We start from the raw sequence: 23,930 nt of genomic DNA on the forward strand, positions 1-23,930 counted from the left end.
CCAGACTATAGGGCTGGCCTTAAAAAGAATCGATAAAATCATACGCGATCCGGATATCGTGCTACCCGAGGCATGCCAGATTCCCTGTCTTTTATACAGGAAATTCATGCCTTTGCAGAGGGTAAATTGTGGTGTCCTCTCTGAGGGAGACTATTTGCTGGCGCCATTGACCCTTATATGAGTGAGTGGAACCCACCTGCTCAGCATCAACAGGCTCAAAGCCAGAAGGGCAATGAGGCTCATGGTCAGGAATGCGGCACCTTCAAATTCGGCATAAAGGAATCCCGAGGCGGTCGTTGCGATGGCTGATAGAAGGCCCGTGAGCATGGTATAGAGCCCCTGTGCTGTGCCTGAAAGTTCGTCGTCGACGGTTTCATTGATGAAGAACATGGCGCCCAGATGTGCACAGCCAAAGCTTCCCGCATGGAGCACCTGTAGCAGTAGATAACCGTATGTTGGCAGCTCCAGAGGGAAGGTGGCCCAGCGGACAATCGCAATCAGGGCTGCAATCTTCAGCAGTGCTCGCCAGTCGAATATGGCGGATATCTTCTTGGAATAGCGAAACAGAATGATTTCGGAGACGGAGGCCATGGACCACAAAAGGCCTGTCATGTTGGCCGAGACGCCGATCTTGGTCCAGTAGATCGCAGAAAAAGAATAGAGCATGCTGTGCGATGCCTGAAGGAGGGAGGCCGACACGAGGATGATCCAGAAGCAGCCTTGCCCGAATTGCTTCAATTGGGCCCAATCCAGCCGCGTGCCTTTCGCGAGCGCCTTGTTGTCGATCCGACGGGGATCTATGGGTAGGGAAACCGAGAAGATGATATGCAGCATATTGCCGATAACCAGCAACCAGATCAGCTTGTTGGCGCCAAAATGCTCCATGAAAAGGCCGCCTGCGAGATTGGCTGCCAGAAAGGCGAGGGTGCCCGAACTGCGCATGCGCCCATAATCAAGCCCGAAGCGGCGTGTACCAGCCAGCGCCAGAGAGTCTCCCACGGGGATGATGGCACTTTGGGCGATATGTGATAATGCCATAACTAACGCGATCCAGATCAGGCTGTCGTTAAGCATAATCAAGACAAAGGTCAGGCCATAAAAGCTGCAATAGATGCGCAGAGCCAGCCGCCGGTCGCCGATTTTGTCCGATATTGCCGCCATAAGGGGCGTAAAAACCACGCGTGCAATCATGGGTATGGTTAATACCAACCCGATCTCCTCTGGACTAAAGGCCAGACTCTTCAGCCAGATCCCGAAAAAGGGTACGTAAATACCAAAAGGAAAGAAAAACCCGGCATAAAAAAGCGACATGCGCAGCGCGTATTTTTGCTGAATTGGGGGGTGCATCGCGGATTTGCCTGCTGAAAAGTAAAATTGCGTTAAGATTTGGCCTGTAGCATCAGGCAGTGAGAATGCGTATACCGAGCGTGATTCGCGCCAATAATGATAGGAACTTGGTCTGAACCATGAGCAGCAAACCAATGCCACCTACACCACTGCGACAAGAGGACTATCTGGCGATCGAAGCCGCCGTGATGGAAACTGCGAGAGGTCGCTGGTTCCTGGCGGAATATGCCCGTAGAAATCGGAATGCAGATACTGATACTCTATTGACCGCGATCGATAAACTGGAAAAAACGGTCGTACGAGAAAGAGCTCCGTCCTCGCTGATGCATCAGGTTCGCATGGATCTGACGGATATGGCCAATGCCATTGAACGCACCAAAACGGAAATCGCTCAAATCAAACATGAAGACAATCAGGGTTCCGAGCGCTTCGAGCGCGCAACGGTTGAGCTTGATGCCATTGTTTCTCAAACAGAAAGTGCAACCGGAGATATTCTGGGTGCTGCTGAAAAAATTCAGGAATTCGCTTGGACGTTGCGCGAAATGGGCGCTGACAGCGACAAGTGCGATGAACTGGATATGGAAGCAACCAACATTTATATGGCGTGCTCCTTCCAGGATCTGACCGGCCAGCGGATCAGAAAAATTGTGGATGCCATGCGCTATGTCGAAAGCCGCATCAATTCCATGATTGATATCTGGGGCTTCGAAGCCGAGGGTGTGGAAGTGGATCAGCATGATCACCGACGCCATGACAAACGTCCCGATGCCCATCTGCTCAATGGCCCCGCCCTTGAAGGCGAGGGGGTTGGACAAGACGACGTTGATGATCTGTTCAGTGCTCCGGATCTTTATGAAGAAGCCGACCAGAATGATGTTGATGCGTTGTTTGACAATAACGCACAGTCTGACCAGAGCGATGTCGACGCCCTGTTCGATACGGCAGGTTCTGATGAAGCCTCATCAAACGAAGCTATTGAGGAAGAGAGCGATCTTTCTGCCGAGATGAGCCAGGATGCAGCCGACGCGCTGTTTGCAACGGCGTCTGAAGGTGATGAGACAGATGAAGGTAGCTCAGCGGAAATGCCTTCGGACGAAATGGCCGAATGGGCTGCCGATGAAGCGGCAGACGTAGTTGATGAAGTGGTTGATGTTGACACTGTTGATGCCGACGTCATGGATATGCAGGATCTTGATTGGGCGGCTGAAGCAGACGTTGATACCGATGCTGCCGATGATATGGAGGCTGTTGAGCCTGAGGCTGCTACGAGTGTTGAAGATCAGGAAGCCGATATCTTTGCTTCAACTGATGCAGAAGAGCCGTCCGTAGAGGCCTCCGCTGATACTGATGTAACCGCACAGGATGAAGCCGAAGCCATGCCCGCAGCCGAAGACGGCGAGCCGGATATTTTTGCTTCTGCTGATATCTTTGACAAGGCTTTGAATGAAGAGCTGGCTTCTTCCGAAGAGGAAGAAGAAGAACTTCTTGATCTGCGAGATCGTGTAGCTCAGTTCAGCTGACCGTTCCTGACAGCCCAGCAAGGCGTTGCCTCCGTTATATATGTCATGAAAAAGGGTGCCGTGCTGGCACCCTTTTTTTGTGTCTGAAAATCTATCTGCGGGAGGGAGAGAGGCAAGAGGATTGGTTCCTCTTGCTTGATCCTGCTATCCCAACCGGCCACTGGCATGGGCAAGCATGGTGTAGATCTTGCCGGTATCAGAGGTCAGATAGTTCATGGTCGAGCTTCCGTCTCTATCCTTTCTGGAGATGTCATCCAGAATGCGCTCGAAATCGCCGACATAGCGGTTCACCGTATTGCGGAAGTCTGTGTCACGCTGGTAGCGCATGCGCACATCTTCAAAGGTCTGCTGACCTTTCAGAGTGTAGAGCCGCCGTGTGAAGCTTCCGCCTTCGCCGCGGCGATAGCTTTCCCATGCTTCCGACTGGTTGTTGGTATCAATCCCGCGGATGATATCCTTGGAAATGGGAGCCAGTGCCTCGGCATCGCCCGGCTGAGGAATGTTGTCCTCTGGCTGGGAGGCCCGACGCAGCAGATCTGAGACCCAGCCGCCGGAGCGACCTTCGGGTTCTTCTCTAGAGCTCTGCGGCGCATAGTTGCTTGCCGTCTGCTGCGGTTGCTGCTGAGGCTGTGGCTGTGGTTCAGGCTGTCTGGCTGGCTGCTGAGCAGGTGGCAGCGGACGCTGCTGGTTGCTCGCTGCTGGTGCATTGTTGCGCTGCTGGTTGGAACGATCCGATGCGGGCACCGTATCGAACATGTTACCATGGCGCTGTACCACGCGGGACAGTTCCTTGAGGGCGTCGATCTGCTCGGAGACCACACGACGCATGGCGCCGGTTGCCTCACGGGTTTCGGTTGGCAGTTCGCTGAGGCCCTGTTTGAGCTCGGAGCGGGTGACATCCAGGTCTCGCTTGATTTCTTGCGTGATGGTACGAATGTCCTGTGTGGCTTGCTCGAAGCGTGTGTTGGCATCGGACATGGACTGGGCCATTTCCTCGCTCATTTCACGCTGCACGGCACGAATGGATTCCGCTGCACGGCGCCCTTCGGACGCTGCATTGATACGCAGCTGTTCGAGCTGGTCCATGACCTCTTTGGAAACCCCTTCGGTGCTCTGGCTGAGCAACATGCCCACATCCCGTGCGCGGCCTTCGGCTGTGCTCAGGGTGCTGGCAATGATCGAGGTGAAGTTGTTGAGCACATTCTCGATGGCTTCTGTCCGCTGGGAGAGGTCTTCAGTCATGCTGACAAGCATGGCGCGTCGTTCCTCGACCGAGCCTTCAAGGCGATCATTGGTGGATTCCATGATGCGGGTCGTGTTGACCAGAGCGGAGGCCTGCTCCTCGAACTTGTCGGTAAGAGAGGCCACCTGACCAAGGATGCTGTTGGAAACATCGCGAAGGTCATGCACATGGCCGGTAAGCTGATTGGTCGAGTTGCCTGCTTCGTTGACCACCGTTTCCACGACCGTGCGGAACTGGTTGGTCTGATCGGACAGGCTGGTCTCGATGGTCGACAGACTGTGACCGGCATTGAGCAGCAGCTCGGAGAGCGTGTCGTTGGCATGCTTGAGCCGCTCGACAATCTCTGTGCCATCCGCCCGCAGCAATTCGTTGGTGCTGCTCATGGACTGGCTGGCTTCGTCCGAGGCTATGCGCATTGCTTCCACCAGTCGCTTGTTGGACGTGTCGAGCTTGACAATAGCGTCGTGGCTACTCTGGGCAATGGCCTTGACCAGATTGCTGGAAGAGGCTTCCAATGCGCTTCTTGCCTGATCGGAGCTGATGGTAAGCGCTTCCACAGTGCGCTTGGAGCTTTCGTCCATGGCAGTGAGGGTTTCATTGGATTTCTCGCCAATGGTCTCAACCGCCTGACGGGAGCTTTCAGAAAGCGCGGATACAGCGCGCCGTGAGCCTTCATCCAAGGCGGCAAGGGTGCCGTTGGAGCTTTGGCTGATGGCTTCGACTGCACGACGGGAGCCTTCTTCAAGGGCTTCCAGAGTGCCACTTGAGCTTTCCGTAATTGCGGTAACCGTGCGTCGCGAGGTGTTTTCAAAGGCCGCAAGGGTTTCGCTGGAATTCTCGGTGAGGGCCGATACAGCGCGTCTTGATGTATCCTCGAAGGCTGCAAGGGTCGTGCTTGAGCTTTCGTTGAGTGCCTTGGCTGCCATTTCCGCGCTGGCGGAAAGGGCCATCTGCGTGCGCGATGTGCTTTCCTCGAGCGTCTGAACAGCCATCTGGGCGCTTTCGGACATGGTGTGCGCTGCGCGATCGGTGCTGTTGGTCAAAGAGCCAACGGATCGATCAGTGTTTTCGGTAATCGCCTGAACGGCACGGCTCGTGCTCTCGTTGAGCGTTTCCGTGGCGCGTGAGCTGTTGTCGTTGATGGCGCTGACCAGATGGTCGCCCGTTTCGGCGAGGGTCTGGGAGGCTCGGGCACTTTCCTGAGCAACGGCGCGTGCAATTTCGCCACCGCGGCTGGAGAGGCTGTGAATGATGCTTTCACCCGCTTTCTGGAAGGTCTCAGTGATGCTCTGGCTTCTGCTATCCAGAGCCTGAACCACGGAGTTGCCTTTTTCATCCAGAATGGAGGAAAGCTCAGCCGAACGCGACCCGAGGACAGCGTTGAAGTTCTCGGTCTTCTCGGTGATTTCGGCACTTGCCGTCGTCAGCGTGGAGGCGAGAGCGTCGCGAGCCTTGGCGCTTTCGGTTGCGAAGTTGGTGGAGATCGCATTCAGGCGATCATTGAGGATAGCCTCGATCTGTGCAGACCGGCTGTCGAGAGTTTCTGCAACCTCGAAGACCTTGCTGCCAAGGGAGACGTTGATCTCGGCAACACGATCCGACAGGGTTTCGGTAAGCTCGTGTGCCTGACGGGACAGGGTTTCGCCAACCAGAGTGAGACGCTTGTCCATGCTCTCGTTGATGTCATTCTGCCCTTGCGAGTAGGCCTGCGCGATATCGCGGGTGCGCTCAAGCAGCGTTTCGTTGATATTGCGTGCCCGGGAATCGAGGGTTTCGTCGAGCCTTGTGGTGCGCTCTTCCAGTGCGGTATTGAGCGTGTCGGCCTTGGTGGCGAAATTCATCGTCAGGCTGGAGACATTGTCTTCGAAGCCGCTCAGGCGTGTCGCAATTTCCTGCTCGAATGTTTCGGTGCGGCTGGTGAGTGCGTTGGCCACTTCTTCAGCACGCGCCGAAACGCTGACCGAGAAGCCTTCAAGGCGGTTATCCAGCATGCTTTCAATTTCACCGGCCCGTGCGAACAAGGTCTGGTCAAGCGAGTTGATGCGCTGATCCATGGACTGGCTGAGATTGTCGAGGCGATCGCCAAGATGGCTGACGAGATTGGTGCCACCGACGGTAATGACATCGTCGAACGCCTTGACGCGTTCTTCCATGGCGATGCGGATCTCTTCGCTCTGACCTTGCAGGGCGTTGGTGAGCTCGCCTCCGGCGCTTTCGAATAGTTCTTTGACCTTGTTGCCGCGCTGGGCAATGACCTTGGCGATCTCGGTGCCGACCATGGCGAGGCGTTCGGTGACTTCCATGGAGCGGGAATTGAGCGCGTCTGTTGCCTTGCCCGTGGCTTCTTCGAGATTTTCGGACATAGCCTTGGACTGGGTCTCAAGCACAATGCTCATGCTGCTTGTGCGTTCATCCAGCATGGAGCCCAGATTGGAGGCATGGGCTTCAAGCTGCTCGTTGAGCTCGCCGCCCTTGACGGTGACCGTCTGATGAATGCGCTCTGCTGTGGTGTCGAGCTTGATGGTGAACTGCTCGCCTTGCGTTGACAGGGTTTCGGAAATATGGGTTCCGGTCTGCGTCATGCGCTGGGTGAGCGTTTCGCCGGTTCTGGAAATAGTCTGGGCAATGTTGGTGCCCGTCTCGTCCAGCTTTTCGTTGATTTCCGTGCCGCGCAGCGACAGATCCACCAGAAGCGCATCGCCAGTGCCTTTGAGGGCCTGGGAAACTTCGGAGGAGCGTTCGGTGATGGCAGACACGATCTCTGTGCCCTGCGTACGGATATTTTCGGCCACTGTGGACCCTGTCTCGGACATAGAGAGGGTCATTGTGGAGCTGATTTCCGTCAGGCTGCCGGTGACAGACGTGCCGATTTCGCGCAGTTCGGACGTGATGGAACCGCCGGTGTCGGCGAGGTTCGTCGTAACTTCAGAACCGAAGCTTCTGAGATTGTCCGTCAAAGACTGGCCGGTGGTTGCGATATTCTCGGTAACCTCGGTGCCGATGGTTTTCAGCTCGCTGCTGAGAGAATTGCCGGTGTTGGCAAGATTTTCGGTGACTTCCGTACCGATGGTGCGCAGCTCGGTGCTGAGGGCGCCGCCGGTGGTGGAGAGGTTCGCGGTGACTTCCGCGCCGATGGTTCTGAACTCGCCGGTGAGGCTGTTGCCCGTGTCGGCCAGATTGGTCGTAACCTCGGTGCCGATGGATTTCAACTCGCTTGTCAGGGAACTGCCGGTGTAGGCAAGATTCTCGGTGACTTCCGAGCCAATGGACTTCAACTCGCTGGTGAGCGCGTTGCCGGTGGTTGACAGGTTGGCCGTTACGTCATTGCCGATGGACTGCAGATTGGTGTTCAGCCCCGCGCCGACTTCGGCGATATTCTGGGTTACCGTCTCGCCAGTCTGGGAGAGGGTGGAGGTCAGTTCTTGACCTGCGCCGATGAAGCGATCGGTTACTTCATGGCCGATGCTGGCGAGCTGGCTGGTCAGGTCACTACCGGTCATTTCCAGTTTCTGGGAAATGTCGGTGCCAGACATGCTGAGCTGATTGGTAATGGACTGACCGGCATCGGTCAGAGACTCGGTCACGTTGGCGCCTGTGGTGGAGAGGCGATCCACCAGATCGGAACCGCGGTTGGAAAGCACATTGACCATGGTCTCGCCAGCGTTGGCCAGCGCAATGGTGATCTGCTCGCCTTTTTCGGCCAGAGATAGGGTAACGCGAGAACCCGCATCGGAAACGCTTTTGGAGATCGACTCGCTGGTGGTGCTCAGCTCGTCGGAGAGGCTGGTATGGGCACCGGAAATGGAGGCGCGAACGCGTTCGGAGTTGGTCACGATGGCTTCGCGCTGGGTGATCAGTTCGTCAATCAGCGAGCGAATGCGCAGCTCGTTTTCAGTGTAGGCGCGTTCCAACGAAGATACTTCGTTATGCACCATCACTTCCAGCTCGGAAGCGCGGGCCAGAGCCCGTTCGATGCCGTCGCTCATGGAGGCCACTTCGCGGCGAATGGCCTGACCAACATTGACGACGGATTCCTTAGCCACATTTTCTGGCTCTACAAGACGCATAGCGACCTGCGTCATGGCGTTGGAGACCTGACGCATTTCATGCGCCCGAACAACAATGTAGGCCATCATGAAGAACAGGATCACCGGCAGGAAGATGCCGGCCATGGCAGCAAGAGCTGCAGGCGAATCCATCAGTGATGCAAAGCCGTCCTGAGCGATTTGCTCACCGCCAAAGCCCATGAAGAACAGGCCCCCGCCGATGGCAACCCAGAAGAGCGACAGGATCGAGGCAAACATGTAAGGCGCTGAGCTTGGTGGCTGCTGTAGGGAATGCAGCAGATGGCCGACCGATTGCTGATCGTCATTGGCTGGCCTTGGCTTGATCTTGTTGCCTCGCCCTTCGCCTTTGGCTGTTGCCTTATCGCCCGCGGCGTCTCTGGCCGTGTCAGCGTCGTCTTTCGGCTTGGATTCATTGGTCTCTTCGGAGACGTCGAAATCCATTTTCAAAGCATCTTCAACCGCTGACAGAGCCGCTTCTGTCGGATCCTGAATCTTTGGAGACTTCGTTACCATGTCTGCTCTAGCCTTGTTCTACTCAATACTTGCATCGGGCCTTTCACTCGTACTCCCGCCAAACCGGACGGAACTAGCCTCTTGCGAGTGACAAACCTCTAAAGGGTCAAACCTTATCGTCACTATTCCTATCCGGGAATCCTTGCATCCAGATATCCGAGGGCCAATAGCTCTTGGAGGTCCGCAACCGATGCGCTGCGGGGGCAAGGAGGATAGAAAAGAGTGTCCAACATATTGGGACGCATCGTACAAGGAGAGGAAAGGCAAAGGAACTACTATTTTTCATGAGTCCTCTCAAGCTGTTAACCAAAATCGCATGATGTCGAGGGGTGTCTCAGGGAGAGGATTAGGACTCGCCTGTTAACTATATGTGTTTACTGTGTTTTTTATCTTTATGATTTTGTTTGCTCCTGTGCTGTCGAGACATGCAAAATTGCACAAAATATTTATGGCGAGTCGCTGCGAATCCGGCAAACATGGTTAACGCGTGGTAACCATTTTGGAAAATATTTTGATTCCTGTGAAGGCCACTCAAGGGGAGAGAAAAGTGGGCATGGATACACAAAATTGCGGCCTCGATCTGGATCATCTGGCCAGGCAGACCATGGGTGATGAGGAGCTGCAGAAGCAGGTTCTATCCCTTTTTGTGAGTCATATGAGCGAGACAATGCCCCGTTTGGTTTCTGCCTCTGAAGAGGCGAGCCAGATTGCCCATAGCATAAAGGGGTCGGCTCGTGGCATCGGTGCCTGGAGCGTAGCCTCTGCGGCGGAAGCTGTAGAGAAGGCATGCGGCGACCGGTCGAGTGAAATTCTGGTTCTAAAAGGAGCTGTTGACAGAACGATGCTCGAGATTGCCTCGTTACTTGAAAAAGAGTGACAGTGGATGGGCTGCGCAAAAATGCGCACATGAGTTACGCTTCGATACAATTCGCCCTCTTTGTAATCGCGGCAAAATTGTCTATATGCAGGGAACCTGACCAATAATAGACCAGCGAGCTGAGTTCATGCCGAAGATTACTTATATTACATTTGATGAGACGCAGTATGACGTGGAGGCCAAGGAAGGCGCGACCGTGATGGAAACAGCCATCAAGAATGGCGTTCCTGGAATTGAAGCCGAGTGCGGCGGCGCCTGTTCTTGTGCGACTTGTCATGTCTATGTCGATGAGGCATGGGCCGAGAAGACTGGCGAACCGGGGGCCATGGAAGAGGACATGCTGGATTTTGCTCAGGATGCCGATGAGCGGAGCCGCCTTTCCTGTCAGATCAAGGTGACTGATGAACTGGATGGTCTCGTGGTGCGCATCCCCGAGTCTCAAGCCTGACGGGTATTACTCTTAAGGGCAAAGACGTTATGACAAGCGAAGGTCTGGTGCAGGCCTTCGCTTTTTTATTGAAGCGTGCGAAGGGATCGGGCACATTGAGTTTGGTAGTTTTATATATTCGATATTAACGAGATGGAGGCGGGGTGACAGACTGTTGCGCCAGCAAAAGCAAACGGGCGGGGTCTCTTCTGGGAGGCTTCATGCCGATTGGCGTGCATCTTGTATGCGGGTTGCCTGTGGTTACGCGTCAGCGCGCCAAGGTGGTTCCAATGGCACAAGGGGATGTGGTGGAAATCGGCTTTGGCTCCGGTTTGAACTTGCCCCACTATGACCGCAGCGCCGTGCGTAGCCTGATTGGTGTCAATCCCGATGACGGCCTGCCTCTTTTGGGTGAGAAGGCCATAGCCAAACAGGATTTGCCCGCCGAGTTGCTGGTGGAGAGCGCAGAAGCGATGTCTTTGTCGTCTGCTTCGGCGGACACTGTGGTTGTCACCTACAGTCTGTGCTCCATACCAAACGTGATGGCGGCTCTGGGTGAAGCGCATCGCATTTTACGTCCGCATGGACGTCTGCTCTTCTGCGAACATGGCCGTTCACCCAAGTGGCATGTGGCGCGGCTTCAGGACCGGTTCAATGCGCCATGGCGCTGGATGGCGGCTGGCTGTCATCTCAACCGGGACACGGGTGTGCTCATTCAGCAGGCGGGCTTTGAAATGGAGCGCTACGATATCTATGACCTGGGGGTGGGCACCCGCATTCTGGGAACCCACCATGTCGGTGTGGCGCGTAAGCGCTGAGCGCTCTGACTCTGTCTTAAGCTTCTGCCTTTATTCGGCCGCTGGCTGTGGAACAGAAGGGGCCTTGCCAACCCACTCATGCCCTTCTTCCGGATGTCTTGGTACGAAGCGGGAAAGGATGAAGGAAATGATTGCCATGCAGGAGCCGAGCAGGAAAACGGCTGCTGGATTGATCAACCAGATCAGGCCGAAAGCCGCGGGAATGACGATGGCTGCGATATGGTTGATGGTAAAGGCCACTCCTGCCGTGGGGGCGATATCTGCCGGGTCAGCAATCTTCTGGAAATAGGTCTTCATCGCAATTGCCATGGCAAAGAAGGCATTGTCTGCCACATAGAGGGCGGCTGCCATCCATGGACTTGAGACGAAGGCATAAGAGGTGAAGATGATGAACAGGCCGACATACTCGATGCCCATCATGCGCCGCTCGCCAAAGCGTCCGATGAACTTGCCGATTTGTGGTGCAAAGATCATGTTGAAGAGGCAGTTGATGAAGAACAGGGCTGCAATCTCATCCACGCGATAGCCGAATTTTTCCACCATCATGAAGCCAGCGAAAACTGTAAAGATCTGACGGCGGGCGCCTCCCATGAAGGTTAGGGCATAATAGAGCCAGTAGCGCTGGCGTAGGACCAGCTTCTTGCGCTGCGGGTTCGGGGCTTCAAATTGTGGGAAGAGGAACCAGAGAACGGCAATCATGATGATCGTCATCGATCCGCCGATCAGAAAGACGGTCTCGTAAGACAGATGCATCGTTTTCCAGGTGATAAAAATCACGCCGTAGGCCACCAACTGTGCGGTCGCTGCAACTGCCAGGATGCGTCCCATCATGGCGGGAGCTTTGTCTTTGGGCAACCACTGCAGCGAAAGGGACTGGTTCGCCGTTTCATAATAGTGGAAGCCGATGGACATGATGATGGTCGAGAAATAAAGGCCATAGATGGTCGGCAAAAATCCTGTCATGGCCACGCCCACACCGAGAAAGGCCAGAGCCAGAAAGGCCATGGTCTGCTCGCGCATGATCAGCAATACGAAGATGGCGGTGAAGGCCAGAAAGCCCGGAATCTCGCGAATGGACTGGGCGATGCCGATTTCCCGTCCGGTAAAGCCGACCTCATTGATTGCGAAATTGTTGAGCAGATTATTCCAGCTGGCAAAGCCGAGCTGGTTTGCGGCCGCCATAAGCATGAGCAAAACAAACGGGGTGCGCCAAGAACGGGCTGAAACGGCGGAAGCTTTCATGACGGAGCCTTTGAAAAAGCGAACTCGGAAGGGAACTGATATCTAGCAGGCGCTCCGCAACCCCGTCAAATCAAGAAAATTGATCGTCCTATTCGTCTGGCGCTCTTTGCGCATGGCTTGTCGCGTTTGCTCGCCTTGGTTCGGCTGGCAATAAGCCTAGCGTTTGGTGCCTTTGTTTTTGCCGCTCAGCTCCTCTTCTTCTTCCTTCTCCATCTCTTCGGATGTGGCCCTGAGGGTTTTTATGACAGCCCCCAACTGCGGCTGCGGTTCGGTGATGAAGGGCATGGGGCGACAAAGGGCGATGGTGGTCAGGCCAATGCGCGCGGTCAAGATGCCGTTGAGCAGACCCTCGCCGAGCTTGGCAGAGAGGCGGGCGGCAAGGCCATGGCCGACAATCTGCTGGAGCAGGCTTTCGCCTGCAGCCATGCCACCCGTTACTGCGAGGTGACTAGCGATGTGTCCAGTCAGGCGCAGCATGGCGACGAAGCCGGGGCGGTTGCCATAGCTCTCGGCAATGAAGCGGACCATGCGGATGGTCTCGACCAGCACTACCACGATATCGAACAGGGCGCGGGGGCTAAGGGCCGTGACCACGGCCACGCGCTTGGCCGCCTGATGGACACGATGGGTCACCAGACGGTCAATCGGAGGCATAAGAATTTGCTCTGTCTGGGCGAGAATATCTTCCCGATCGAAGAGGTGTGGCAGGTCCTGTTTGAGGGTCTGGCGGGCGCGGAATAAAGACGGCTGTTCCTTGTACAGATCGAGCAGATTGTTGGCGATCTGTTGTGCGTCCTTGCGGTCGCCTTCTTGATAAATATCTTCAACCTTGGCGCGTAGATGGTCCAGATGAGAGAGGCGACGCAGGGCCAGAAGCTCCCGCGCAACGAAGAAGAGAAGAGACAAAATCGCGATGGCAACAAGCGCCAGCCCTGCCCAGCCAAGATAATCCCAGCGGGCGAAAAGGTCGCGGATCAGGCGGTCGAGCCAAAGCCCGATGGCCAGCATCACAATGCCTGAAAAGGCACTCCAGAAGAAGGCGGAGAGAGACCATCCACGTTTGCGTACGGGCTTGTATCGGGTCTCGCTTGTCTCATTCACCTTATCGAAATAGTCCTCACTGTCTGGTGTGAAGTCCGATGTCATCGACAGGGTGGCGGCGGTGTCTGGCGAGGGGCGCGCAATGTCTTCGCCATAGGCTCCTCGGTCTAGCTTGACGGCTCGGGGTGCACGCTTGCGTGGGCTGGGTTGATCGTTTCCTGCGTTGTTGTTCTTGGTCATTTCAGAATATCTCCCAGCAAATAGTCGAGGGCCCTGTCAAGGCGAATATGGGGAAGCGAGCGAGCGACACCCTCGGCATCCTTGTCGAGCTCTGGCGGCCTGAAGCGGACAAAACAGAGCGGGTCTTCAAAATGCTCTGGCTGTTGAGAAAGTGATTCAACTTGGCCGGTTTTGTCTTCAAGTGTTGAATCCGCTTTTGGGTTGTAAGTGGGGTGAGAAACTGATTCAACTCGTTTGAAAACTGATTCAGGATCTTTGGGTAAGTCTCCGGGAAATAACGCGAATTCTGTTTCTCCATCAAATTCATCCTCACCCAGAGATTCACCTTGCATCGGAATGCCGATAAGAGAGGGCAATTCGTCTCCCTCAACGGTGAGGGTGGCTTCCCGTGTTGCCCTGACTGCCGCAATGGCCATGGTCTCATAGTCTGCACCGGAGGCTTCTACCCGCTTGGCTGCACGTTCAACAAGGCGACTGAGGATGCCTTCCAGCCGGTCATGCGAGGTGTGGTGCAAGTGGTCTGCCTTGGTTGCTGCAAAGAGGATTTTGTCGATGCGACGGGAGACGAGATTGCGCAGCCAGAAATGCGAGCCGGGACGGAAGGCACGCAGAATTTCTGTGATGGTATCTTCCAGCTCGGCCAGCGTGTCGGGGCCTTCGTTAAGGGCTGCAAGCAGGTCGATCAGAACGATCTGCCGGTCGAGGCGGGCGAAGTGATCACGATAGAAGGGCTGGACGATGGAGGTTTTGTAGGCCTCGAAGCGGCGCTCCATGATTGCCCACAGGCTCTTGCGATCCTTGCTATAGAGCGCTTCGGGCAAGGGGGCGAATGTGAGGGCCGGACTATCCTGCAAATCGCCGGGCATGAGAAAGCGCCCCGGCGTGAGAAGAGCATAGGCCCCCCGCGCCTTTTTGGCTTTCAGAAGATACGCGGTAAAGTTGTTGGCTGTTTCGCGGGCGATGGTTTCCAGTACCGGTTCGTCGCCTTGTTCGTTCGCGTCAATCTTGCTCTGGATGCTGTTGGCATAGGCCATCCAAGCTTCGGAATAGGGCTTGTAGAGCGGTTGTCGAGCCTGCTGGAAGGAGCGCTTTGACCAGCTTTGGAAGCTGTGATCCATCAGGGTCAGATCGAGTAGCCACTCGCCCGGATAATCGACGATGTCAAGGGCGAGGCGATCAGATCGCAAGGTGCGTTTGAGGGTGTCGCGAGACTGGTAGCGCAGGGACAGGCGCACCTGACTGGTGCGGCTGGTGGAGGAGGGCCAGATGCGTTTGTCGGTCAAATCCGCGACATGATCTTCATAGCGAAAACGCGGAGTCAGGCTGTCTGGTTGGGGCGTGATTTCGGCGGTACCAATGCGCCCTGTGGCGTGGGCCTCGAAGCGGGGCAGGCGTCCGCGATGGATGATATTGTGCAGGCTGGAGGATATGAAGATGGTCTTGCCAGCTCGGGCGAGGCCTGTCACCCCGAGGCGAACCGATGGCTCTGTCATATCGCTCGCGAAGTCGGCCAGATTGGCCGTTGCGATGCGAAGCTCTTCAAGGACTTTCATATCTTCCGCCTCTTAAATGGATAAGGCGCGCCGGATGGGGAATGCGATTGGTGCCGGATTCCTTCTCTGAGGCTGCAGCCTGCCTGACGCTGAGCCGAAGGGGCTCATTCAGGCTTGTTTCTTTAGCATGTAGGCGAGGAGAGGGGAGATTGCAATCAATGCGGGGGATTTAGGTCAAGGCAAGGAGTGGCATTATAGGGCCTCTCCCTGCATCTAAGATGAACTGTGAGTCGCTGCTGTTTAGGTTAGGCTGCCTGTTGCTTTCCTAGCGGCGAAAGAAGGTCGGGGCAGGATTTTCGACAATCAGCTCTTCTTCGTTATGGGCGATGTCTTTTGGCTTGATGAAGTCCAGCAGATGGCCGGACTTTTGGGAAATGTCATTCCAGTCGCCGCAATTGAATTCCAGAATAGCAAGGGCGGCGGTGGGATATTTCACGCGCATCTGCATGATTAGCTCAGGATCTCCCGATCCGGCCAGCTCGACAGCAATGTCCTGAAGGCCGGTATTGTGACCCACGATCATCAGATTCTTGCTGTTTCTGGCATTCTCCTTGAGGAGGGAGAGATAATCGGGATTGTTGCCTTCGTACAGAGCATCCAGCAGCCTCAGGCTGACGTCGCCGGTGAGGCTAGGGATGATCCCTGCCATGGTTTCCTTGGTGCGCTGTGCCGAAGAGCATAGGATACGGTCCGGATTATAGTGGCGTGCTTTCATGACACGTCCGATCTTTGGGGCGTCTCTCTGGCCGCGTTTGTTCAGCGGGCGATCAAAGTCGTGCAGAGATGGGTCCGACCAGGATGATTTTGCGTGTCGCAGCAGAAAAAGCCTAAGCATCGGGTTTCTGTCTCCTGTTGTCGTTGTTTTCTGGTTCTTGCCTGACGGGGCGTGCCATTTGCCCGAAGTCGGCGCAGGCAGCTTTAAAGTCCGGGCGTTGTGGCCTTTCGCTACCGTGCTGTCAACCGTATGGCCAACTGTGCGGCCTGTGTGTCTGGTGCGTGCGGGCGAAGCCGGATGTCTTGGAGCTTTCTTGCTCAGCAAGGCTACAATTTCATGACAGGGGGGAGCTTTTGGCTTTTTATTCCGAAAATGCCGGGGAAAGGCACGCTGGCGGGCGGCATCAATCATATCCGCCAAACGCACTGCCAATCGGTGCTTAGACCGGTATTGCATGGACCGAGCGCCCATGTGGAGGTGTTTGCCTACCGTCGCAATTTTTGCCGATATGTGTCCGCTGTGGGAAAGAAATTGCCTACTTAACAAAGGGTTAAAAAAGTTAAGTGTCTGTATTTATAAAAATATTTCTATTTGTGAAAAATGGCCCGCTTTTTGCTAGCTCAATGGTAATCTGATTTGTATCTGGTCAAAGGGATGTCCCATGAGTCTTTATTCAGCGCTTACAACTTCGGTCGCCGGTTTGGCAGCGCAGTCCTCTGCTATGCAGAATATTTCTGGCAACATCGCCAACACATCGACCAATGGCTTCAAGCGCGTTGATACGGCGTTTGTCGATCTGGTTAGCGACTATAACGCAAACAGTCGCAATCAGACGTCCGGGTCAGTGCTTGCCAGCTCGCGCCAGACCAACACGGTGGCTGGTTCTGTTGATTCTTCGCAGACTGCGACGCATATGTCGATCAGTGGCGATGGCTATTTTGTTGTCTACGAGAAAATTGGCGAGACCGATGGTCAGCCCATTTTTGACGGGACGCCGCTCTATACGCGCCGCGGTGACTTTACTCAGGATGAAGACGGCTATTTTGTCAATGAAGCTGGCTATTATCTGGCTGTTATCGAGTTGGATGATGCGACTGGTAACCCGGTGAGCTCCGTGCCCCAGCCGACTACCTTTGAAGAAGGGTTTATGGCCGCAGAGGCAACAACCAAGCTGACTTATAACGGCAACCTGCCTTCCATTCCGACGACGACGGATCCGACTGGTTATCTGTTGACTGGTGGTGCCGGCTATGCGGTTGACCCGACTACTGCCGGTGCCGGCGTTGTTCAGGCTCAGGATGAGGTTCAGTTCCTTAGTCAGTCCATTTCTGGCGGCGCGATTACGGCCTATGTTGCCAATGGTGAGAATGCCAGCGTTCAGCTGCGTTGGGCCAAGATTGCAGAAGGTAACCCCTCTGCTGTTCCACCAACCGAAGATACCTGGAACCTGTTCTACAAGTCTGACTCGAGTGCAACCGGTGCCGCGACCAAATGGACAAACGTAGGGCAGGACTACACCTTTGATACCACAGGCAAGATGACGTCGCCTCTGGCCAATGTGACGGTTCCTGCTATGACCATTGATGGTGTTGCGCTTGGCAATATCATTCTTGATCACGGCGGCAATGGGGATGGTATCACCGCTTATGCAACGACCACTGGTATTGCCAACATGAATCTGTCACAGGATGGGGCAGCCGCCGGTGAACAGACCAGCATTTCCATCGATGATGCGGGCTATGTTGTGGCCAACTATTCTAACGGCAAGTCGAGCAATATGGCCTCGGTCATTCTGGCGTCCTTTGATGGCGACAACTATCTGGCGCGTGCTGGTGGCGGTGCGTTCCGGGCGACGGATGATTCCGGTTTGGCCATTCTTGGTGCAACAGGATCCATTCGCGGATCTTCTCTTGAATCATCCAACGTTGATATCGCGGATGAATTCTCCAAGATGATTATCTCGCAGCAGGCCTATTCGGCCAACACGCGTGTTTTGTCTACGGCGCGGGATATGCTGACAGAAGTCATGCAGGTCATTCGGTAGGCATTTGGTTCAGCCCCTTTGCTTCCTCGTCAATGGGTGGCGGGGAAGAGGGGCGGAGGATAGTATATGGCGTTGTCACAAGCATTATCGGTCGCATCATCCGGGTTGAAGGCTACCAGCCGAGACCTCGAGATTGTTTCGTCCAATATTACAAATGCCAACACGCCTGGTTACACCAGAAAGATTTCCAGCCGTCAGGACATGGTTCTGAACGGGCAGGTAACCAGTGTCATTCAGACTGATGCGCAGCGGACCCTTGATCTGGTGGCGCAAAGGCAGTTCTGGTCTGAAACCGGTGCGACGAGCTATTCAAAGACCATCAATGACTATCTCACGCAGGTTGATGCCATGTTTGGCCAGCCGGGGGATGGCAACTCTCTGGATTCGCTGGTCAACGCCTTTGCTACATCGCTACAGGCGTTGGAGACCAGCCCAGATGATGCAACGACCCGGCTTGAGGTGCTCAACAATGCGTCTGTGATGACGCGCGCCATGAATGATGCGTCAGAGACCTTGCAGGCTTTGCGTCAGGATGCCGAATTTGCGATTGAAACGGCGGTTCAGGATACAAACGAGATCCTGAAGCATATCGAGAAACTGGATCTGCAGATCCAGGAGCTGACCCTATCCTCGGGCGAGTCGGCTGTTGGCCTGATGGACCAGCGCGACGCCTATGTGTCGCAACTGGCCGAACTGATGCCGGTGCGCGTGACGCAGCGCGAGAATAACTCGATCCAGATTTCCACGACCAGCGGCATGACACTCTATGATGTGTCAGCATCGCAGTTCGAGTTTTCCGCTTATGGCACGGTAGGCCCTTATACCGAGTGGGATTCCGCCGCGACAGACAATCAGCTGGGCACGGTGTATCTGAAATCGAACAATAGTGATTTGCATGACGTCACCCTGTCTGGTGGATTTGGTGGCAGCAAGATCGGGGCGCTGCTGGAGCTGCGCGACGATATTCTGGTGGAAGCCCAGAACCAGCTCGATAGTCTGGCTGACGGTCTGGCCGACGCTTTCGGTAAGTTCGATGTGGAAGGTACGGCGGTTACCGCAGGCGCGCAGGCAGGCTTCGATCTTGATTTGACCGACCTGCAATCTGGCAACGAGTTCAGCTTCACCTATCAGGATGTGGGGACGGGGCAGACCAACACGGTCACTTTCGTGCGTGTCGATTCAGCGTCTTCCCTGCCTCTGGATGATGAGGTGACAGCGCGTAATGATGACACCGTGGTGGGGATCGATTTCTCTGGTGGCATGGCAAGTGTTGTCACTCAGGTGCAAACGGCGCTCGGTGGTGCCTTCAGTGTGAGCAATCCTGCGGGCAACACACTGCAGATCCTGGATGATGGTGCCGCCAACACGGTTTCCATCCAGTCGTTCGATGCCGAGGCGACGGCTACCGGCCTTCAGCAGACAGCAGGAGCCTTGCCGCTGTTCGTTGATGGAGGCGAGGGGCCGGGACTTTATACCGGCAGCGTAGACGGTATGGTGCAGCAGACCGGCTTTGCTGCGCGTATAACGGTAAACGAAGCGCTCTTTAATGATCCGACCCTGCTGGTGCAGCATAGCGCAAGTACAGGGATTGGCGATCAGACGCGTCCAGCGGCGCTTAATAACGCGCTGACAGAAAATGAACTGGCTTTCACCTATCAGCAGGGTGGGGCGCCAGTGTCCATGACGGTGGATGAATTTGCCCGCCAAGTTATCTCCTTCCAGTCCCAGCAGGCCGCTACTGCCCAAACGCGGCATGAAGGGCAGGAGATCGTCATGAACAATGTGATGTCGCGCCTTGAGCAGTCCTCCAGTGTTGATGTGGATGAAGAACTGGCGCGCCTGTTGGAGTTGCAGACAGCCTATTCGGCCAATGCGCGCGTCATGACTGCCGTTAAAGACATGATGGATGCCCTTATGCGGATTTAGCCGGCAAGTGCGGCGACTGGAAATGGAACCTGAAACATGATCGGTACTCTTAATGGATTTTCATCCTCTGTGATGATGAATGTGCTGAGAAACAATTCCAGCCTGATGCAGGATCTTACCATTCAGCTGAGCACTGGTAAGAAAGCGCAGACCTATGGCGGTTTGGGCCGTGATGCCGGCATGGCGCTAGATTACCGATCGCAGATCACCTCCGTTAAAGGCTACCAGAGCAGTATCGAGCAAGCGCAGGTGCAGATCTCGATGATGAATCTCGGGCTTGAGCGCGTTGTCGAAATAGGGGCGGAAATCAGTGGGTCAGCAACGGGCACTCAATATGATATCTCGTCCAACAATCAATCTGTTGCGCAGGTTACCGCTGCCACCCTGTCCAGGGAAATGATCGGTATTCTAAACACCGAAGTGGATGGGGACTTCGTCTTTTCGGGTACGACAACCGACGTTGAGCCTGCGATCAACTATGATCGCATCGTGTATGGCTATGGAGGCGAAGATGGCCTGCTAACGGTCACTGACGAGCGCATTCGGGCTGATGCAGGGGCTGATGGATTGGGGCGCCTCGACTTGTCCACGGTTGGTCCGACCATGACACTCAGTGAAGAGGTGACCGATTTTGGTTATAAGCTGAGTGCCGTAACGAGTACTCTTAGCAATGTGACTGTGGCCGGTCCTGCGGGGAGCCCTGCGAGCATCGATGTTACCGTGACGGGCGAGCCGGTCGCGGGGCAGGTGCTCAGCTTTACTTTTGATATGCCCGATGGGTCTTCTGAGATCATTCAGATGACCGGGCATCAGGGGGCCACAAGCCCTTCTGAGGGGAAATTTTCGGTCAGTGGTGCTCCGGGTACGATTGCTACTGCAATTCAGGACGTGCTTACCTATCAACTTGGTCAGAATGTCGCCTCCGCTGGTGAAGCAGCCTCCCGTATTCAGGGCTCGATGGATTTTTTCCTGACGTCAGGGGGGGGAGAGCCAAAGCGCGTTGTGGGGGTGCCAGAAACGGCGACAACACTGGATACGGCTACGGCGGCGGGCAAGCCGACCTTGAACTGGTATGTCGGTGATAATGATGCGCTGGTTTCTTCACGAGATACTGCCAAGGTGCAGATCGACAACAAGCTGGATGTGTCCTATGGCGCGCGAGCCAATGAAGACAGCATTGCGCGTCAGCTGGCTTATATGACCGCCTTTTCGTTGCCGACCTATGATCAGAATAGCGATGCCGATGAAGAACGTTATACCACCTTTGCCGATGCGATTTCGTCCGGTCTTTCCAGTGTCAATCAGGGAGATGTTGTCAAGACGACGCTGACGGAGATCGGCGTAGCCAGCAAGGTCATGGAGGATGCGAATCTGCGTCACCATACGAGCCTTAGTATGTTGCAGACGGCTTTGACGGACAAAGAAGGCATCAATGATGAAGAGGTGGCAGCCAAGATCATGACCATCCGCACGACGATTGAAGCGTCCTATCAGGCTGCTTCGATGATGTATAACCTGTCTCTGACCAAGTTCATCTAGGCCTTTTTGGGTCAAAGTCGGCCCTGCCTGTTAACCCTGAAACGAGAAAAGCAGCCTTTGAGGCTGCTTTTTTGCATTTTGCGATCAGGGCGTTGAAATTTTCAAAAGCCATAAAGCGAAAAAGCGTCGGACCGGAAAGGTACGACGCTTGAGCGTTTTTGGAAACCCTATGCCATAGTGCGACATCCGCTCTCGGTTCTAACCGTCAGCGCGCAGACCTTCAGCGATATTGCGGTTGATGTTGATCAGACTATCAACGGTCGCCGATTTGGGGTCCGTCATGATCCGCAGCGTATGGTTGAATGTGAAGATGCCGAGATTCACCAGATTCTGGCGCAATTCCTTAGGCATTTCATGATCTTCGCTCATGAGTTCGCCTACAAAAAGGGTCCAGATCTTGCGGTTGAATGTCAGAGCTTCATCCAGTTGCGCAGGGGTGGTGTCTGCAGATTTTGTTTTCTGCAACTTGGCAGCAGCCTTGATTAACAAAGCTGCTTCACGCTCCCTGGGGGACCCTGCATGAGAACTGGCGTCCTGATAAGCTCTAGCCGCTGAATGGTTGTACATTCCGAAGTAACTCCTCTTCGAACCTTATGAGAGCTTTTGCTTCTTTTAATGCAGGATAAAAGGAACCGGTTAATATTTTGTTATTTACGCTGTCAATTATCGTTAACGCGCTGGGGGCAGCGTGTAAAAAATCATTTACCAAAGTGAAGTACATGTCCTTATGCTCGGCTAGATCTTGCGCCAGATACATAAGTTGTATGCATAGATATATTCTTTTTGCAGGACTATTTGCCGTTTCGGACGTGAGGATGTCTTTTTCGCGTAATATTGGCGCCTGTCCATCGACAAAGAAGCGCGCACGGTGGTCACCGTTTGTAATGACACTGTTTCCGATAATAATACGCTCGCCTGGGCGCAGTTCTATTTTAAGAGACATCTTTATTCCTCTATTCACACAAGTGAATGTCTGCGTCTATTTGGTATTTTTGACAGGATCAATAATAGCTGCGTTGTATTAATAAACCGCTCAGAGAAATTGTTTTGAGAATTCTCGAGACGTACAACCCAACCACTGGCTGCTTCTGTAATTTATTCTGATTGTCTTGCAAAGATCAAATAGAAGAAAAAGACGTTTCCCATAAAACAAAGAAAGGCGGAGTATTGCTCCGCCTTTCTTACGTGTCTTTTTAGCCTAATTAAGCTCGTAGGAAGCTGGTAACTGCCTGATCGGCCTGCGATGCCAGAGACAAAGCTGTTGTAGACAGCGTCTGACGGGTCTGCAGAGCCAACATGTTAGCGCCTTCCTCGTTCGAATCTGCCAGAACCAGGTTGTCTGCACCGGTTTGCAGGGTGTTGATCATTTCCTTGGTGTAATCCTTGCGGATCTGCACGGTGGAAAGGTTGGAACCGAAGGTTGATGCCTGTTTGCGCAGGGTAATCAAAGCGTCAGACAGGGCGTCAAGCTTGAGGTTGGACTCGTCGGTGTCCAGTGTCGTTGCATCGGTCAGAGCCAAACCGGAAGCGGTCAAGTCTGCGGACTGGATGGTCAGCTCGGACTTGGTCTCATCGCGTTTTTCGTTGAACGACACAGTCAGGTCATTGCTTGAACCGTCGATCAGGTTGATGCCGTTGTAGCTGGAGTCGCGCGCAAGCTCATCAATCTGATCCATAATGCCGTTATACTGATCAACCAGCTCGGTGTTGGAAGCATCCTGTGTACCAGCAAAGTTCTTGATGGTCAGAACGTCGTTGGTACCGGAAGCCGCGCCGGTGAAGGTTGCATCGGTACCACCGGGATCCGTTGCGGTTAAGGGACCTGCACCATCCGGGTCGATGTCGGCAAATTGGCCAAAGCCAAGGCCTGCCCAAACGGAGGTGTCCTGAGCACCAGCAGAGGCTGCTGCGCCATCATCATGGGAGATTGACAGGGTTAGTTCTGCGTTGCCGTTGGCACTGATATCCAGACGACCGTCTTCCGTGATCTTGGCAGTTGCAACACCAGAGGCGTTGATGTCATCGACCAGGTCTTTAATGGTGTAAGCCTGAGAACCCGTGGTGTCCAGATCACCATCTGTGAGGCTTTCCCCTGTATTGGAGAAATGTTCAACAAGATCGAAGGTTTTGGTTACGCCCGATTCAGACTTGGATTCAACGGTGAAGTTGGTGCCTGCGGCGAAGCCGATGTTTGCGCTGTTGAGGGCGATGCCTTCAGCACGTTCCTTGGCTGTTGATTCAGATGCGCCCGAGGTATTGATGCTTCGGTTGCCCTGAATGTTGGTGCCGGTGTTGGAATTGTTGTTTGACTGAGCCTGACGAACGGTTGCCTGTGCACTTTCCACCAGATCGGTAATCGCGGAGATACCATTGTCAGCAGCTTCGATCGTTTTGATCGAGTTTGAAATGCCGTCTAGCAGATTGCTAAGGTCGTTGGCGCGCGCGCCGAGGCTTTCAGAGGTAAAGAAGTTGGTTGGGTTATCCAACGCCGAGTTGACTTTTTTACCCGTTGCCAGGCGATTTTGCGTTGTTGACATCATGTCCGCGGTTTTTTGCAGGGACAAAAGGTTTGAACGCACGCCGGCTGAGAGAGTGATATCCGAAGACATTGGGTTACCTTTCTGGGTACTCACACACAGATATTGTTTATTCAGCCTCCTTCTGAGGCTTAAATAGATGTTCGCGCGTAAACCCTAATTTAAGGTTAACCAGATCTTTCGTATTAACCTAAACAAAGCGTTTCGTTTCCGGTTGTACAAAAAGAGTCGATTTCTGTGTCGGATCAGAAACTTGGAAATGATTGGAAATTTAATTTTGT

Annotated in this window: 16 protein-coding genes; 7 read left to right on the top strand and 9 right to left on the bottom strand. The window is 54.4% G+C overall.

Going from position 1 to position 23,930, the window contains the following annotated elements; translation table 11 throughout:
- Positions 1-150: 150 nt before the first annotated feature.
- A complete protein-coding gene (locus BM258_RS16925) occupies positions 151-1,347 on the bottom strand; it encodes an MFS transporter (RefSeq protein ID WP_090074292.1) in 1,197 nt (398 codons plus the stop codon).
- Positions 1,348-1,481: 134 nt separating this feature from the next.
- On the opposite strand from BM258_RS16925, the gene BM258_RS16930 reads away from it, so the two are divergent.
- Complete coding sequence (locus tag BM258_RS16930; protein WP_175528130.1) at positions 1,482-2,867, top strand: protein phosphatase CheZ; 1,386 nt, start codon at positions 1,482-1,484, stop codon at positions 2,865-2,867.
- Between the two features lie 144 nt (positions 2,868-3,011).
- Here BM258_RS16930 and BM258_RS16940 read toward each other — a convergent pair whose 3' ends face one another.
- Complete coding sequence (locus BM258_RS16940; RefSeq protein ID WP_090074296.1) at positions 3,012-8,690, bottom strand: apolipoprotein A-IV repeat region-like domain-containing protein; 5,679 nt, start codon at positions 8,688-8,690, stop codon at positions 3,012-3,014.
- 553 nt (positions 8,691-9,243) lie between these two features.
- On the opposite strand from BM258_RS16940, the gene BM258_RS16945 reads away from it, so the two are divergent.
- The 3 genes from BM258_RS16945 to BM258_RS16955 all read left to right on the top strand — a co-directional run bounded on the left by BM258_RS16945 (position 9,244) and on the right by BM258_RS16955 (position 10,812).
- Positions 9,244-9,567 (top strand): Hpt domain-containing protein, encoded by a 324-nt coding sequence (locus BM258_RS16945; RefSeq protein WP_090074298.1) that lies wholly within the window; start codon positions 9,244-9,246, stop codon positions 9,565-9,567.
- A 127-nt stretch (positions 9,568-9,694) separates the two neighbouring features.
- Positions 9,695-10,015, top strand: coding sequence for a 2Fe-2S iron-sulfur cluster-binding protein (locus tag BM258_RS16950; protein WP_090074300.1), 321 nt, complete (start codon positions 9,695-9,697; stop codon positions 10,013-10,015).
- Between the two features lie 143 nt (positions 10,016-10,158).
- Positions 10,159-10,812, top strand: coding sequence for a class I SAM-dependent methyltransferase (locus BM258_RS16955; RefSeq protein ID WP_139229302.1), 654 nt, complete (start codon positions 10,159-10,161; stop codon positions 10,810-10,812).
- Between the two features lie 30 nt (positions 10,813-10,842).
- On the opposite strand, the gene BM258_RS16960 is transcribed toward BM258_RS16955, so the two are convergent.
- From BM258_RS16960 to BM258_RS24510, 4 genes are all read right to left on the bottom strand, one after another.
- Positions 10,843-12,054, bottom strand: a complete 1,212-nt coding sequence (locus BM258_RS16960; protein ID WP_210186787.1) for an MFS transporter — start codon at positions 12,052-12,054, stop codon at positions 10,843-10,845.
- A gap of 156 nt (positions 12,055-12,210) precedes the next feature.
- Entirely contained in the window at positions 12,211-13,335 is a 1,125-nt protein-coding gene (locus tag BM258_RS16965) for a YcjF family protein (RefSeq protein ID WP_090074303.1), read from the bottom strand.
- A complete protein-coding gene (locus BM258_RS16970) occupies positions 13,332-14,888 on the bottom strand; it encodes a YcjX family GTP-binding protein (RefSeq protein ID WP_090074304.1) in 1,557 nt (518 codons plus the stop codon). Before BM258_RS16970 ends, BM258_RS16965 begins: the two co-directional genes overlap by 4 nt.
- 265 nt (positions 14,889-15,153) lie before the next feature.
- Positions 15,154-15,723 carry a SixA phosphatase family protein gene (locus BM258_RS24510; RefSeq protein ID WP_175528131.1) on the bottom strand — a complete coding sequence of 190 codons (570 nt, stop codon included), beginning with the start codon at positions 15,721-15,723 and terminating at the stop codon, positions 15,154-15,156.
- 541 nt (positions 15,724-16,264) lie between these two features.
- On the opposite strand from BM258_RS24510, the gene BM258_RS16980 reads away from it, so the two are divergent.
- The 3 genes from BM258_RS16980 (at position 16,265) to BM258_RS16990 (ending at position 21,112) form a co-directional block, all read left to right on the top strand.
- Complete coding sequence (locus BM258_RS16980; RefSeq protein WP_090074307.1) at positions 16,265-17,647, top strand: flagellar hook protein FlgE; 1,383 nt, start codon at positions 16,265-16,267, stop codon at positions 17,645-17,647.
- Positions 17,648-17,713: 66 nt separating this feature from the next.
- Positions 17,714-19,573 carry a flagellar hook-associated protein FlgK gene (gene flgK / locus BM258_RS16985; RefSeq protein ID WP_090074309.1) on the top strand — a complete coding sequence of 620 codons (1,860 nt, stop codon included), beginning with the start codon at positions 17,714-17,716 and terminating at the stop codon, positions 19,571-19,573.
- A gap of 36 nt (positions 19,574-19,609) precedes the next feature.
- The gene (locus BM258_RS16990) at positions 19,610-21,112 is read left to right on the top strand and encodes a hypothetical protein (protein ID WP_090074310.1); all 1,503 of its coding nucleotides are present in this window, start codon (positions 19,610-19,612) and stop codon (positions 21,110-21,112) included.
- A 198-nt stretch (positions 21,113-21,310) separates the two neighbouring features.
- Here BM258_RS16990 and flaF read toward each other — a convergent pair whose 3' ends face one another.
- The 3 genes from flaF to BM258_RS17005 form a co-directional block, all read right to left on the bottom strand.
- On the bottom strand, positions 21,311-21,679 hold the full coding sequence (gene flaF, locus BM258_RS16995; protein ID WP_090074312.1) for a flagellar biosynthesis regulator FlaF: 369 nt from the start codon (positions 21,677-21,679) through the stop codon (positions 21,311-21,313).
- On the bottom strand, positions 21,657-22,055 hold the full coding sequence (flbT, locus tag BM258_RS17000; protein WP_090074314.1) for a flagellar biosynthesis repressor FlbT: 399 nt from the start codon (positions 22,053-22,055) through the stop codon (positions 21,657-21,659). The genes flaF and flbT overlap by 23 nt, the downstream gene beginning before the upstream one ends.
- Positions 22,056-22,314: 259 nt before the next feature.
- Positions 22,315-23,652, bottom strand: coding sequence for a flagellin N-terminal helical domain-containing protein (locus tag BM258_RS17005; RefSeq protein WP_175528132.1), 1,338 nt, complete (start codon positions 23,650-23,652; stop codon positions 22,315-22,317).
- Positions 23,653-23,930: the final 278 nt, after the last annotated feature.

This window comes from Cohaesibacter marisflavi (assembly GCF_900115225.1).
Taxonomy (GTDB): domain Bacteria; phylum Pseudomonadota; class Alphaproteobacteria; order Rhizobiales; family Cohaesibacteraceae; genus Cohaesibacter; species Cohaesibacter marisflavi.